This window comes from Porphyromonas sp. COT-108 OH1349, from assembly GCF_000768755.1.
GTDB lineage: Bacteria > Bacteroidota > Bacteroidia > Bacteroidales > Porphyromonadaceae > Porphyromonas_A > Porphyromonas_A canoris.
Genome location: NZ_JRAH01000003.1, coordinates 178,407 through 192,587, shown reverse-complemented (window position 1 = coordinate 192,587; position 14,181 = coordinate 178,407). Strand labels below are relative to the sequence as shown.

The 14,181-nt window shown below is 44.9% G+C and carries 12 protein-coding genes; 7 read left to right on the top strand and 5 right to left on the bottom strand.

The window, feature by feature from the left end; all coding sequences use genetic code 11:
* Window positions 1–5: 5 nt before the first annotated feature.
* Both xseA and JT26_RS01070 read left to right on the top strand, forming a co-directional pair.
* Window positions 6–1,385 carry an exodeoxyribonuclease VII large subunit gene (gene xseA, locus JT26_RS01075; protein ID WP_052110268.1) on the top strand — a complete coding sequence of 460 codons (1,380 nt, stop codon included), beginning with the start codon at window positions 6–8 and terminating at the stop codon, window positions 1,383–1,385.
* Between the two features lie 12 nt (window positions 1,386–1,397).
* A complete protein-coding gene (locus JT26_RS01070) occupies window positions 1,398–1,604 on the top strand; it encodes an exodeoxyribonuclease VII small subunit (protein ID WP_036790070.1) in 207 nt (68 codons plus the stop codon).
* Window positions 1,605–2,009: 405 nt separating this feature from the next.
* Here the strand turns inward: JT26_RS01070 and JT26_RS01065 are convergent, their stop codons facing one another.
* The gene (locus JT26_RS01065) at window positions 2,010–3,044 is read right to left on the bottom strand and encodes a YbjQ family protein (protein ID WP_036844849.1); all 1,035 of its coding nucleotides are present in this window, start codon (window positions 3,042–3,044) and stop codon (window positions 2,010–2,012) included.
* Between the two features lie 678 nt (window positions 3,045–3,722).
* Between JT26_RS01065 and JT26_RS01060 the strand changes: the two genes are divergently transcribed.
* From JT26_RS01060 to JT26_RS01045, 4 genes are read left to right on the top strand one after another with little or no spacing between them, the layout of a single operon-like run.
* Window positions 3,723–4,577 (top strand): GLPGLI family protein, encoded by an 855-nt coding sequence (locus tag JT26_RS01060; RefSeq protein WP_036844846.1) that lies wholly within the window; start codon window positions 3,723–3,725, stop codon window positions 4,575–4,577.
* A 4-nt stretch (window positions 4,578–4,581) separates the two neighbouring features.
* Entirely contained in the window at window positions 4,582–5,439 is an 858-nt protein-coding gene (locus JT26_RS01055; RefSeq protein ID WP_235299993.1) for a GLPGLI family protein, read from the top strand.
* Window positions 5,439–6,272, top strand: a complete 834-nt coding sequence (locus JT26_RS10045) for a GLPGLI family protein (RefSeq protein WP_052110267.1) — start codon at window positions 5,439–5,441, stop codon at window positions 6,270–6,272. Before JT26_RS01055 ends, JT26_RS10045 begins: the two co-directional genes overlap by 1 nt.
* Entirely contained in the window at window positions 6,269–8,977 is a 2,709-nt protein-coding gene (locus JT26_RS01045) for a hypothetical protein (RefSeq protein ID WP_036844840.1), read from the top strand. Before JT26_RS10045 ends, JT26_RS01045 begins: the two co-directional genes overlap by 4 nt.
* A gap of 28 nt (window positions 8,978–9,005) precedes the next feature.
* Here the strand turns inward: JT26_RS01045 and JT26_RS01040 are convergent, their stop codons facing one another.
* On the bottom strand, window positions 9,006–9,923 hold the full coding sequence (locus JT26_RS01040) for a DUF5694 domain-containing protein (protein WP_036844838.1): 918 nt from the start codon (window positions 9,921–9,923) through the stop codon (window positions 9,006–9,008).
* Between the two features lie 617 nt (window positions 9,924–10,540).
* On the opposite strand from JT26_RS01040, the gene JT26_RS01035 reads away from it, so the two are divergent.
* Window positions 10,541–11,059: a hypothetical protein gene (locus JT26_RS01035; RefSeq protein WP_036844835.1), complete on the top strand. Its 519-nt coding sequence runs from the start codon at window positions 10,541–10,543 to the stop codon at window positions 11,057–11,059.
* Between the two features lie 223 nt (window positions 11,060–11,282).
* Here JT26_RS01035 and nagB read toward each other — a convergent pair whose 3' ends face one another.
* Genes nagB through lgt form a run of 3 tightly spaced genes read right to left on the bottom strand, consistent with a single transcriptional unit; the run spans window position 11,283 to window position 14,163 of the window.
* A complete protein-coding gene (gene nagB, locus JT26_RS01030) occupies window positions 11,283–12,074 on the bottom strand; it encodes a glucosamine-6-phosphate deaminase (RefSeq protein ID WP_036844832.1) in 792 nt (263 codons plus the stop codon).
* 36 nt (window positions 12,075–12,110) lie between these two features.
* Window positions 12,111–13,307, bottom strand: a complete 1,197-nt coding sequence (locus JT26_RS01025) for an FprA family A-type flavoprotein (protein WP_036844830.1) — start codon at window positions 13,305–13,307, stop codon at window positions 12,111–12,113.
* 22 nt (window positions 13,308–13,329) lie between these two features.
* Window positions 13,330–14,163, bottom strand: a complete 834-nt coding sequence (gene lgt / locus JT26_RS01020) for a prolipoprotein diacylglyceryl transferase (protein WP_036844827.1) — start codon at window positions 14,161–14,163, stop codon at window positions 13,330–13,332.
* Window positions 14,164–14,181: the final 18 nt, after the last annotated feature.

Sequence of the window (14,181 nt, the reverse complement as noted above, 5' to 3'; positions counted from 1 at the left end):
CAGATATGCCTTCTCCCAGCAGAACCTTTTACGCCGATGAGCATAGCAGTGTTACATCCGGTCTGCGCCTGAGCGAGCTTACCGGCATAGTGGAAGATGTTATATCTTCTTCGTTCACTCGTCCGCTGTGGGTAGTGGCAGAAGTTTCCGGCATGCAGGTCAATAGAAGCTCCGGACACTGCTACATGGATCTGATAGAGAAAAACGATCAAGGAAAGATAGTAGCATCCATGCGGGCGATGATATGGAGCAGTCAGTACAGACTCATATCCGAAAAGTTTTATGAAGAGACAGGGATAGAGCTAAGCGAAGGTTTGGAGTTGCTCCTTATGGTTTATGTAAGATACAATCCGATATATGGGCTTTCTCTGAATATTGTCGGAGTAGATGCCACCTACTCTTTGGGTGCCATGCGAAAGCAGAGAGAGGCAACCATAGCAGCGCTGAAAGCATCCGGTATATGGGATATGAACAGATCGCTTCCGCTCTCTCCTCTTCCTCGAAAGATAGCGGTAATCTCTTCGGCTACGGCTGCCGGATGGGGAGACTTTCATAACCAACTCACTCGTAACGACTACAACATCCGATTTGCTGTAACACTCTTTCCTGCCATTATGCAGGGGAACGAAGCGCCGGCAAGTATCATCAAAGCTTTGGATGCGATAATCGAATCGGACAAACCCTATGACGCCGTTGTGATCATCCGGGGAGGAGGAAGCAGATTAGACCTTTTGGCATTCGACAATGCTACTCTGTGCGAGCATGTCGCCCAGTATCCCTTCCCCGTTATATCCGGTATAGGGCACGACAGAGACCTCTCTATCTTGGATATGGTGGCACACACCTCCCTGAAAACACCTACTGCCGTCGCCACTTTTCTCATAGATAGAAATCTATCTTATATCTCTGCCGTCTACTCCGCTCAAGAACGTTTGGTGAGATTGATGGGCGAACAGAAGCAGATATTAGAAAGCAGACTTCGGACATTGGTGCACAGAAAGAGGCAGCTGCTCTACTTGCGCACATCGGAGATAGAGCAAAAAGTGGGAGGGCAATACCTCCGCTTGCAACGTTTTTGGGCATCGCTGACGGCACGGACAGATAGCAGAATAGCCTCCGACACTGCTCGACTGAAACGCTCCATAGCCTCATGGGAACCGCTGCAACGGCAGAAGCTCTCCTCTTTGGAGGAACGGCTGCGCCTTTTAAGCCCGGACAGGATCCTCTCTTCCGGGTATGCGCTTTTTGTCGGATCGGATGGCAAGAGCATTCGCTCTGCTTCACGGACTCATCCGGGCGAAGATGTGAAAATATTATTGGGCGACGGAGCGGTATCTGCCACCGTTACCGGAGTGGAAAAGAGAGAAGAAGAGTACAACGATTAGACAAACAAAAATATGGCTAAAAAGAAATTCAACTACACCCAAACGCTGAAAGAGATAGAAGAGAACCTATCCCTCATCGAGCGGAACGAGCTTCCGATAGAAGAGATCTTGAAGCTAAGCAGAGCCACAGCCTCGATGATAAAAGAGTGCAAAGGCGAGCTGAAAAGTCTGCAAGAGGAGATAGACAAAATAGTGGAAGAGATAGAGAGCAACGGATAACCTCTCTCCCTCTGCATCAAAACGGATTACGGTCTTCCCCATTCCATACTCTTTGGAATGGAGAAGACCGTTTCTCTTTTCAAGATAGCCGATTCAGGAAAAAGATTTTTGGCTTCTCGCCTCGCTTCTACCCTGTTTGAAAATCGTTCTTCTACGATAGCAACCGATTTTAGAACAAATCCATAGAATATAAGTTCCGCATTACCCTTAGAGTCGTACCGAAGCTGTTTTCAAAGTCTATCGAGATGAGCAAAAGCAGCACTCCTTTATATCACTTATTCCTATTTTGTTGGAGAGAAATGTTTTTAGGGAACATTTTTGAAGTCTTTAGTTTACAACATAATTCATAGTTTTGTCTCAACAATGGCGCTGACTTAAATACTACTATTTGTCATTTATTCTGTTTCAAGCTTTGTTAAATAGTGTCCTAAGGCTTGATAACTTTTTCTTGAACTCGTTTATTGAATCTACTTGATAAGAAAACAGACCCTTAATGTTTAGTCCACAATTCAAGTCTTCACAAAACTCATTGCTCGCATCATTCTTGTGTCCATTAGGGCAAATGTATTGCCTCTTCTCCCCTTTGCTGAAAAGCCCTTTAGTAGAGATAAAACTACCAACATCCGGGAGATTATCTATTATATGCTCCATCTCTTCCATCCTTTTGAGGTCTTCAATATCGTATGAATCGGATTGAGTCCTTAAAAGATAAGTAGAGTTTGTAAGGTCTTCTTTTATTGCCAAGAGTATTCTCTCCGAGTCAAATAGATTGCAAGCAACTATGAGATCACCCATGACTGCTTTGTTCTCTTTTCTCTTTTCGTATGCTCTTCTCGTAACCATCTCTTTGGGTATCGCTCCCAAATATTGCGTGATAAAGCTTATTTCTTCTGTTGTCCTTCCAGAGTTTTGGATAAATCTGTCCAATAGATTGTCTATTATTTCTTCTTGTGGGTTTTCAAGAAGGAATGTCCTCCACTCTTCTTTTATCTCCTCTCCATCATTTATACCGGAAACGATGGATTGCCTTAGCATTTCCCTTTCCAACTCAGCCCCATCTATTGAGTATTCACGCAAAACTTTGAATTTATTATCTTCTTTTTCTTCTATGATACAAGCTGTCCCGGAAGCAGATAGCATTATCATAGATTTCCCCTTTCCGGAAATCTCATCAAAATCGACCTTGAAACCTAAAATACAGTTTGCTCCCTTTCTTTTTGCTTTCTCTTTTAGCTTATTAGTTGCATCCTTATATATAAGGTCCATTTTCTTTTGATAGGAATATGAATACCCTCCAAATATATCTGTTATTGAAGCTGAGAAATCAGAAAAGAAATTGGTTCCGAGAACCATATTTACGCAGATGGTTTCTACATAACGCTTAACAGCATAACCTTCTATATTGTTTGTTGTTGTAATGATAAAATCTCTATTCTTCATAATTAAATTTTTGTGAGTTTTCTCATAATGCAAATATTATAGATTCAATAGCAAATGAATGACAGCAAAACACCATTAAGGGCTGCAACATTCACTTCTATATTAAGTCATCCGATGCAAATATAAAGTTTTTTTAACAAACATAACAAAAAGATTAGACTTTATCGGACTATGTCATACCCTACCAATAAAAAAGATAAAGAGCTGATTTCATTATGAAAATCAGCTCTTTACTTTTATTCCCTTTCGGTAAAGTTTAGAGAGCAGTAGGGTTCAAAAATCTACACAAACCTATTTACAAGTCTCTTTTAACGGGTTCAAAACGCACTCCGAATACTTTCACTACCGTAAATCGGGGCTTGACTTCCAAAAATTGAAACTTGACTGCAACAAATCAAGCCTTGATTTGCAGAAATCCGGGCTTGGTTTACACAATTATTCCTGTTTATCCGAACTTCTGAACATGATAAACAAAACTTCTATACGGGTTAAAAAGAGTTGTTCGACAGGGAGAAAGTTTCCTCCGTACAGAACGGCTTCAACAGCTGAAAGATGAGAGTTTCAATACAAATCTATTCAAGAAGCATTAAAAAAGTGCAAAAGAGAAAATATCCGACTTTTTATAGAAATATTTTACTTACCTTGCAAAGCAAACAACCACGAATACACCATACACTTATGAGACAAATCATTTTTACTGTATGCCTGTTGCTCTCTCTGCTACTCGGAACAGCGGAAAGTGCCACCGCACAAAGCAGTGAAGTTTATAGAGCCATCTATCAGGTAAGAGGCTCGTACACGCCTCAAGAAGCCGTAGATAAGGGTTCATATACAGAGGCTGTTCTGGAGATCTATCCGGATAGAAGTTTCTTCTTCGACCGCTGGTTTCAGGTCGGCGACTCCGTTTACCAAGCATCATTGGACTTGGACGGAGATATGCTTAGAGCCGCTCAGGCAAAACGGAGAACGGGTGTGGCTCCCGGTCTGAAAATAGGTGTGAAGAGCTTCTTTGCAGATAACAACAGAGAGACATCCCATGTCATCGGAGTGGATTTGTACTGTTACGAAGAGGAGCTGAACCGCCCTGCCTGGGAGGTGATACAGGATAGCACGGCAGTAAAGAGCGGTTACAACTGTGTCATGGCTAAGGCTCAATATCTCGGAAGAGAGTGGATAGCGTGGTACACATCCGATATTCCCTCTCCCACTGGACCATGGAAACTGTGGGGGCTGCCCGGGCTTATCGTCGAAGCTAAAGATAGTGAGGGAGTTTTCTCATTTACTCTCGCCTCGTTCTCTGCCACTACTCCTGAAAGGCTGTACGGCGACTTCTCGAAGTATAAAGATGCCTGGAAGAAGCGACAGACAAGAAAGAAGAAACAGGTGGTGGAAACTCTTTCGTTCTTTATATCCGATCCGGTCGGGTATCTGCATACCACAATGCCGGGAAGAATAAAGCGCATAGAGGATAAAGATGGTAGAGAGATCACCGGAGAAGAGCTACGGAACGAGTTTGTTTATTTGGAAAGATAACGATATGAAAGCGAAACAGAATCTTACTTTAGCCTTGCTGGCTGCTCTGCTGTTCTGTATGGCAGGAAGTGCCATGGCGGAAAACAATGAGGTTTATAGAGCTGTCTACAAAGTACAAGGCTCGTATATGCCTAAGAAAGCAAAGAATAAATCTTCATATACAGAGGCTGTTTTGGAGATTTCATCGGATAAGAGCTTCTTCTTTGACCGCTGGTTCGAGGTGGGAGATTCCATATATCAAGCCTCTTTTGACAAGGACAAAGACCGCACCAAGGCTGTTCTGGCAAGGCAAAGATCGAGTGTAAGACCTAGTCTGAATATCGGTGTCAAGAATGATTTTTCAAGCAACAGCAGAGAGACTATTCATGCTGTCAATGTCGATTTATTCCACTACACGGAGGAGCTTACCCGCCCTGCTTGGGAAGTGGTGCAGGATAGCACTGCGGTAAAGAGCGGTTACAACTGCATCATGGCTAAGGCTCAATATCTCGGAAGAGAGTGGATAGCGTGGTACACGCCCGATATTCCGTCTCCTGCGGGACCATGGAAACTGTGGGGTCTGCCCGGACTCATCGTCGAGGCTAAAGATAGTGAAGGTCTCTTCTCATTCGCTCTATCCTCTTTCTCTGCCACTACTCCGGAAAAGCTGTACGGAGACTTCTCGAAGTACAAGGATGCTTGGGAAAATAAGCACATGGGGAAAAAGAAACAGGTATTGGAGGCTTTCGCTTTCTTTATATCCGATCCTGTCGGCTACTTTCGCTCTATATATCCGGGAGCAAAGGTTACCGTTACGGATCAGAATGGCAATAAGCTGTCTCAGGAAGATCTGCTCAGAGATTTTGTTTATCTGGAAAAGTGATGAAAATGAGAAAGGCAACACTCCTTTCTGCCCTGCTCTTCGTGGCGACTTTATCTGTTTATGGGCAGACCTACGGCTATAAAGTTCACTATCTGTTGCATAAACAGTACGAAATCTCAAAGAATAAAAAGCCGGATCCGGAGGAGATGATTTTGGAGATTATGCCCGATGAGAGCCACTATTACAGCAAGGTATTGGCTTTCATGGACTCTACCATTTTATCCAAAATCAGTACCGGAAGCGGCGTAAAAGAGGCGATGTGGGAAGATCCGAATATCGAAGAGGAGGGAGAGCCAATATATATACGCTCCTCGTTCGATAAGCAACAGCGTGAGGTCTCATACCGGATACTCGAAGAGGAGTACTCCTACACCGAAAAGGTTACTGCCCCCGAATGGCGCATCTTAGCGGATAGCACCAAACGGATTGGAGCATACAGCTGTACTCTTGCCCGTGCTTCGTACATGGGACGAGAGTGGCAAGTGTGGTACACACAAGAGATCCCGTCTTCCGCCGGACCTTGGAAGTTGTGGGGATTGCCGGGTCTGATACTTGAAGCGAAAGATATGGAAGGTATTTTTGAATTCTCTTTTCTCGGCTTTGAAGAGCAGACAGAGGAGAAGAGTTACGCTAAAGCGAGACGCTCTCTTATGCCTCATATCAGCAGCAAAAAGGCATCGAAGCAGAAGGTAGAAGAGCTTTACGGAAACTTTATAGCAGATCCTTTCGGCTTCTTGATGCAGACTTCGCCGGATGTTAAGATCATTTCCAATGGAGAACCAATGCTTACACCCACTTGGGAAAAGATGAACTATATACCGCTTGAAAGATGATAACGTCTAAGATAAACCTGCGTATTCTCTCTCTTTTTGCCCTCTTCTTTGTGGGCTCTACCGCTCTGCTTCATGCCCAAAACACAATCTCCGGATGGGTTAAAGAGAAAGGCAACAACAACGGAGTGCATCATGTCTCGGTGTCTGTCGTTTCCGGTGATAACGGGAAAATACTCGGCGGAACATTTACAGATGAAAAAGGTTTCTTCAAAATAACGACCAAGCAGGAGATCGGTAAGGTTAAAGTGATCCTCTTATTCAATCACCTCTCTTATAAGAAGCTGACCAAAACGGATCTCGGAGCCGTTCTGAACGGTCAGAGTTTCTTTATGGAGCCTCGGACAGAGAAGTTGAAAGAGGTTGTTGTACACTCCACTCCCGTGCGCCAACGTGGAGACACGACGAGCTATTCGGTCAATCAGCTCAAAGCATTAGGCGATCGCTCTCTCGAAGATGTCTTAAAGCGGATACCGGGAATGAGTGTAGACACATCGGGAAAGATAAGATACCAAGGCAAAGACCTGAGCAAGCTGTACGTCGAAGGTATGGATCTGATGGGCGGACGCTATTCGCAGGTAACAAGAAACCTCACCACGGAAGATGTTGCATCCGTTGAGTTACTGGAAAATCACGAGGCAATAAAGATGGATAAAGATATTTCCAGAAGTGAAGAAACGGCTCTAAACATCCGTCTGACCGAGAAAGCGAAGTTGAACTGGATCTATTCGTTGGAGACCGGAACAGGCATTAACAAAGATGCCAAGCCACAATACTTGGCGGAGGGATCGGCTTCCACATTCGGAAAGACCTTTCAAACGATGCTGATAGCCAAGGGCAATAATGAGGGGAAAGAGATCCTTTCGGAAATGAATCGCTTTGGTTACGATGGTTCACCATGGAGCATCATAAGCCGTGGACAGAGTAAAGGCAGCGACTTTTTCTCTTCAAGTGCCGATCTTGGCGATCATATCGTGAGAGCCAAAGGCAGAATAAACCAATCTGCAAGCGGTTCTGCCAATCATATAAGGAAGTTTTCGGAAGATGCCCAATGGCGTATGAACGTGAACTATGGCTTTGACAAGGCAGACAGACGTGCGTTATACACCACTCTTTTCAGGACTTCTCCCACCGAACAGACCAAGATAGAGGAGGAGCAGATCCTGTCTCACAAACACCATCAACTCTCTTTGGAGAGCAGCTATACGTTCAACGGACAGTCGAGATATACCAGAGTGAAGACCGAGTTTTCGCTTCTGCACAAAGAGCTGCAAGGAGAAAAGATAGCCAACAAACACCCTTACGAGGAGTTTACAAAGTCTCCATCAGGTACGTTCTCCAATGATATAGAGTGGAGCAAAAAGTTCGGAAAGGGACGGATAAGGTTTTCGGATAATCTTTTCGGTACTTATCGCCCCAACTCTCTTGCGCTTCATGCTCCCAAGGGACTCTCTGACGGAGCAACGGACATACTTCAAAAGATCGACAGCAAAAGCTTCGGCAATGCGGCTTCTCTCTCTTACTACTACACCGGAAAGGGATGGGAGCTTGATCTGGGCGTGAATGTGGATCTCAACAGAGAGGAACTTTCCAGCTCATTGACGGGTTTGAAGTTTGCCGGTACTCACCCCACTTCGGGCAGTATTACCTATCAGGAAGCCAAGACAACCCTTAATCCCTCTTTGATTTGGAACTATAAGTACATCCGTCTCGCCCTTACTCCTGCCGTAACATGGATGCTTGCCTCCTCGAATGAAAAGGGATCGAAAGAGAAGCCTATCCTAATCTCTCAAAACGATATTCGCTTCACTCCATCGCTTTACCTGAGATACGAGCCATCTTCAAGCTTCTACTCCACTCTGGGATGCAGCTACAACGAGGGCGACGGCTCTTATCCGCTCTCTCTTTATACGCCATACATCTTCCGAGGGATAGGCAGAATAGGAACGGGCGAAGCCGCCTGGTGGAAGACAAGAGCCTCTTCGGCATGGCTCTACTCCGCTTATAAAGATGTGCTCAACTTCTTCTCCGCATCCTACAATCTGCGATACACGAACGCACTATCCCCTCGCAGCTCATCCTCTTACCTCGATGGCATTTACATCATATCCAGACCGGACTGGAGGGAGACCCATAGTGAGTCGTTCTATCAATCGCTCTCCGTGCAAAAGTCTTTCCGCTCCATCGGTCTCACGACCAACTTAGAGGTGAACCACTCCATAGCCAAAGGCAAGATCGTACAGCAGGAAAAAGTGTTCGATCACCGCACTCAAGGAGTCATGGCATCCCCTACAATAGAGTGGCTGGCTTCGAGAAAACTGAGCTTCAAATACAGTGGAAACTACTCTCTATCCCTTTTCGGACTGAAGGATAGCGACAGAAAGGAGGCTAAACAGATCAATATGTTCCACTCGTTCTCCATGTATGCCCGCCCGACCTCACTGTGGACACTGAAAGCGAGTGCCAATATGTACGACAGCAAAAACTCGGACATCGAAGGCGGCAAACGCAGAGGGATATGGTTCTTTGATGGAGAATCTCAGTATGTATTCCCTTGGGCTATGGTGGTACTAAGTGTTCGGAACTTGGGACAGAACGATATATACCGCGTGGAGAGCCGAAATGGTCTGAACGCTCACTCCTCTACCTTCTTCCTCCGACCGAGTGAAGTTTTGCTCTCGTTCAGGTGGAATCTGACTAAAAAATAGGATGGGCAGATAGGGACGAGCGGAAAGGTTAGTGGTACATTAACCTCACTTTCAGATCCGGATAGCATTTTTCGAGAGCCTCTTTCAGCCCCACAACGTGACCTGCACCTACTATAACAATGCTTCTCAGGTGAGAATTGTCTCTTACTTGAGAAGCAATATTTTTTGCCATACGGCTGTTCCTTTCGTCCCAATACTTTGCAGCCTCTTCGCTGTACGGGGTGGGAGACTTCACGTATCGGAACGAATTGACAAGATGTTTCCGATACAGAGAAGCCGGACTATTGGTGTACTTGCCGAGACGACCCAATAGAGCCGGAAGGATAGAGCGGTTGTAGTCTCTCTTTATCAACCGATCCCCCTCTCTGTTGTCTCCATTCTTCTCCCCTGCCTTACGGGTTTGAGACCATGCCTTGTAGTACTTATCCGTGGTCTGCTGGTCGTCCATGCAGTAGAGTTCCCTGATATTCATTGCAGTTGCGAGCTTGAAGGAGAGATCCTCATTCTCATTTCCAAACGCTTTATCCGCTCCTTTCACGCCATACTTTCGCAGATAGTTGTAGTAGAGATGGTTTGCCCGGTCTCTCTTGATAAGATATGCTTCGGAAAGGAACCCGAAATCCTCCTCCGTCAGCTCTGCCAATGGCAGAGAGCGAAGCTCTTCAAATCGGCTCTCGTCCATGCTCTTTACGGCTCTGATGGAGTCTGATATATGGAGAAATCGGGGTGTAAAAAACTGCAGACTGACTGTATCGTCCGGACAGATAAACTCCACATAAACCGCTTCCGGCTTATACTTCATGGCATAGCGTAGCAGAGGCTTGTAGCTGTTCTTTACAATGGCAGGCACGGAGTGCATCGTTCCCATGATCAGAACCTCTTTCTCCTGACTCGCCATGCTCATCGAAAGGGCAAAGAAGAGCAGTAACCCAATGTATTTTTTCATATCTTATTCCTGTATCATTCTTACAAAGACGAGAGAGAAATACTCTGTTCATCAAGGTTTAACGCGCCTAAAGTTACAAAAAAACAGATACCGAAGCGTGAGGCATAGCGCAAAGATCTTTCTATATTCACTTTCAAAATCTCTTTTATAAGGCATTAAAAACTGTTTTGAAAGTGAACAGAATGAGACTTCAAGGCTCGAATGGCAGAAATCAAATCTTGAATCTTACAAACCAAGCCTCGATTTACAGGGAACAAGCCTTGAAGTGCAGAGAACAAAGCTCGATTTGTAGTTTTTAATCTGTTCGGGGATAAAAATAAACACATTAAATCTCTCTTGTAAACAGGTTCATATTTTGCTCTACCGGCAAAAAGCAGAGCATCCGTACCGCTACAGCTTGCATATCAGTTCTATCTGATTACAAGGAAGTAAGGCTGAGACTCTTACCTCGACACACTCCATTGAACCCCCTTCTGTTTCGCAACAGCACTACGTTCACAGCCAAAAAGTCCGGAGCAAGATTTATGGATCGAGGCGAGTTTGTTCTAAGAATAATTATTATATTTACGCCTGTAAACTTTTATTTTTCAATACTAAATTCTAAAAAGCCAACAGCTATGAATGCAACAAAACTTATTAAACTTTTTTCTTTGGTTGTTTCGGCTATCTTGCCGCTCCTTTTTGTTTCGTGTGATATAAATAACCAAATGCCCGATTGCGGACAACCTCTTCTAAGAAATCATGTATGGCAAGGCACAGCCACACACGAAGATGGTTCCGGAGATGTTACCCTTGTTTTTATGTCGGGAGACTTGACCAAGCTCAACCCTAAGGCAACGATAAAAAATGAAAATGAGGGAAAGTCCGGTGGCAATGTAGAGGAAGGTGTTGTTTATATTACCTACAAAAAAGGGCTTACTTGGGAAAGAAAGGGAACGTATAGATTCCAAAATGATGCCTTGAGCATTGTTACTTATGTCGATATTGACAAAGAACCTTGGCTCAAAAAATGGCAGGAGTTTGTATTTGTAAAGAAAGAGTGGACAAAAAACAAGCTACATCTGGAAAACATCAATAAGGATGCCGAGGTACTTAGGGTATTGACTTTGAACCCGGTCTCTCAAAAAGAGAAGTAGAACCAATTGATATTATAATCATACAGGTAAGTGCGAAAGCACACTTTCAAACGGGACTGTTTACCGTCTGAAAACAAAAAAAATCACTACTAACAGGTGTTACAACCCTTTTAGTAGTGATTTTTTTTGCTTTATGGATAAAGGTATGCTCTTAATCTTTTCTCGCTGAACCGATGTTACTCAAGCCTCCTTTATCTCATTACCGAACTCTCTTCAAAGCCTCTTAGAGGTTTGCACGCTCGATGTCTTTGAAATACTTATAGGTTCCCACTTTCAGCTCTGCCGTAGCATCTTCATCGCAGACAATGATGCCTTTCGGGTGCATCTGCAGTGCGGAGATGGTCCACATCTGATTGATGCTTCCCTCCACCGCATGGTAGAGCGCACGTGCCTTGCCTAAGCCATTGACCAGAATGATAACCTCTTTGGCATCCATCACGGTGCCCACACCCACTGTTACCGCTGTGGTAGGCACTTTGGAGATATCACCGCCGAAGAAACGGGAGTTTGCTGCTATCGTATCCGATGTCAGCGTCTTCACTCTTGTGCGTGAGGCAAGCGAAGATCCCGGCTCGTTGAATGCAATGTGTCCGTCCGGACCTATACCGCCAAGGAATATATCTACTCCGCCAACCTGCTTCATCTTTGCCTCGTATGCCTCACACTCGGCTTGTATATCGGGGGCATTGCCGTTGAGGATATTGACATTCTCTTTCGGGATGTCTATATGGGAGAAGAAGTTGGTCCACATAAAGGTGTGGTAGCTCTGTTCATGGTCTTGCGGCAGCCCGATGTACTCGTCCATGTTGAACGTTACAACGTTGCGGAAAGAGACCTTACCCTCCTTGTGAAGGCGGATAAGGTTCTTGTACAATCCCATCGGCGTAGAGCCGGTAGGCAGTCCCAATACAAATGGTCGGTCTGCGGTAGGAGCAGCATCGGCAATACGTTTTGCAACGTACTCTGCTGCCCATAGCGACATCCGATCATAGTCGGGTTGGATAATAAGTCTCATAAATCTTTTGTGTTGTATGGAATATACTTCTGTATCTTAGTCTTTCAACAGCTGTTCTGCCAGACGCTTTCCGAGATCCCATGCTGCAGCGATGTCTGCATCCTTCATCTCCATCTGGATCTCCACGCTGTTCTCTTCGAGTGTCTCCCATTTCATGGTTTCGGCAAAGGGTTTGAGATTCTTCACGGCAGCACCATTCCATGTGTAAGAACCGAAGCAGGCAAAAAGCTTACCCTTGACACCACGGCTCTCGATCATGTTCATCGCTGTCTCTACCACAGGATAAAGTCCGTTGTTGTACGTTGGGCAACCAAGTACCACAGCCTTATAACGGAAGACATTGGAGAGGACATAAGAGGGGTGCATCGTGGATGCGTTGCAGAGTACCACGTTCTTCACGCCGTGATGAGCCAATGAACGTCCGATCACTTCTGCCACCTCTTCGGTGTGTCCGTACATAGAACCATAGATAATGGTGGCTCCCACCTCCCACTCATCCTTGCTGAGCTTGTCGTAAAGAGCAATGATCTCTCCGGCATACTTTCTCCAAACAGGTCCGTGAGTGGCACAAATGGTTCCGATTTCAAGGCCGGCACACTTGGCTATCGCTTTTTGTGTAAACGAGCCATACTTGCCCACAATGTTGGAATAGTAGCGATACACTTCGTTGTAGAACGCTGTACGATCTACCTCTTCATCGAAAATACCACCATCCAACGTACCGAAAGATCCGAACGCATCGGCAGAGAAGAGCACCTTTTCCTTAGCATCGTAAGTGAACATCACTTCTGGCCAGTGCACCATGGGAGCAAAGATGAATTGGAGTTCGCGGGATCCGATGTTGAGCTTAGTGCTTTCGTCAACGATCACGACATTGTCCGTGATGTCGAAGTAGCCCTTAAGCATATCGGCACTTTTCTTATTCACCACAAACTGAATATCGGGATACTTGTGTTTAAGAACACGGATAGAACCTGAGTGATCCGGCTCCATGTGATCCACGATCAGATAGTGAAGCGGTTCGTTACCAAGTATTCTCTCAAGATTGTTAAGGAATCTGTCTGCATAGCAAATATCAACGGTGTCTATGAGTACATTCTTTTCGTCTTTGATCAGATAGGAATTGTACGCCACACCGGCAGGCAGAGGCCACAGGTTTTCAAAAAGATGTTTCGTTCTGTCGTTTACGCCAAGATAGTAGGTAGAGTCGTTTACCTTTGGAATGTAATACATTTTTATATCGTAGTTTTTAGTGTTAAATATTATTCTGTTTTGCCTTTTGGCTGTACACTATGGAAGCAATCCCCACAATGATAAAAGGAATACTGAGCAGCTGCCCCATATTCAGGAGCATATCTACCTCGAAATCTTCCTGAGGATTCTTCAAAAACTCTATGAAGAAACGAGCGGTAAAGAGAAGGGTCATAAACACTCCGAAGATGAGACCGGTCTTTTTATACGCATCGCGTTTCCAGTAGAGATACATACATATTGCGAATATGATAAGATAAGCAAGAGCTTCATAGATCTGCGTAGGGTGGGACGGAAGAGAGAATACAGGCTCTCCACCGTGGATCTCACCACCGTAAAGATTGGTGATAAAGCGAAATCCCCAAGGAAGATCCGTAGGTCTGCCGTATATCTCATGGTTCATAAGGTTTCCGGTACGTATCATTGCCGCCACCAATCCGCTCGGTACGGCAAGACGGTCGAACACCCAGAGCATACTCTTATGACTCACTTTCTTACTATAAAAATAGATGGCAATGATGATACCGAGCACGCCTCCGTGACTTGCCAAACCTCCTTCCCATGTCTTGAGAATCTCTATCGGATTTGCCAGATAGTAGGATGGATTGTAGAAGAGAACGTGTCCCAACCGTGCACCGATAAATGTTCCGAGAACGGTATAAATAACAAGATAGGTAAACCATTTCTCAGGTAACTGCTCTCTTTTCCACATCTTATCGAGGATGTAGTACCCGAAAACCAAAAGTCCGACAGCGAACAACAGACCATACCAACTTAACCGAACTCTTCCCAGAGTGAGGATGATAGGATCTGCTTCCCATGTTATGTATGCCAACATATAGTTACTTCATTATAA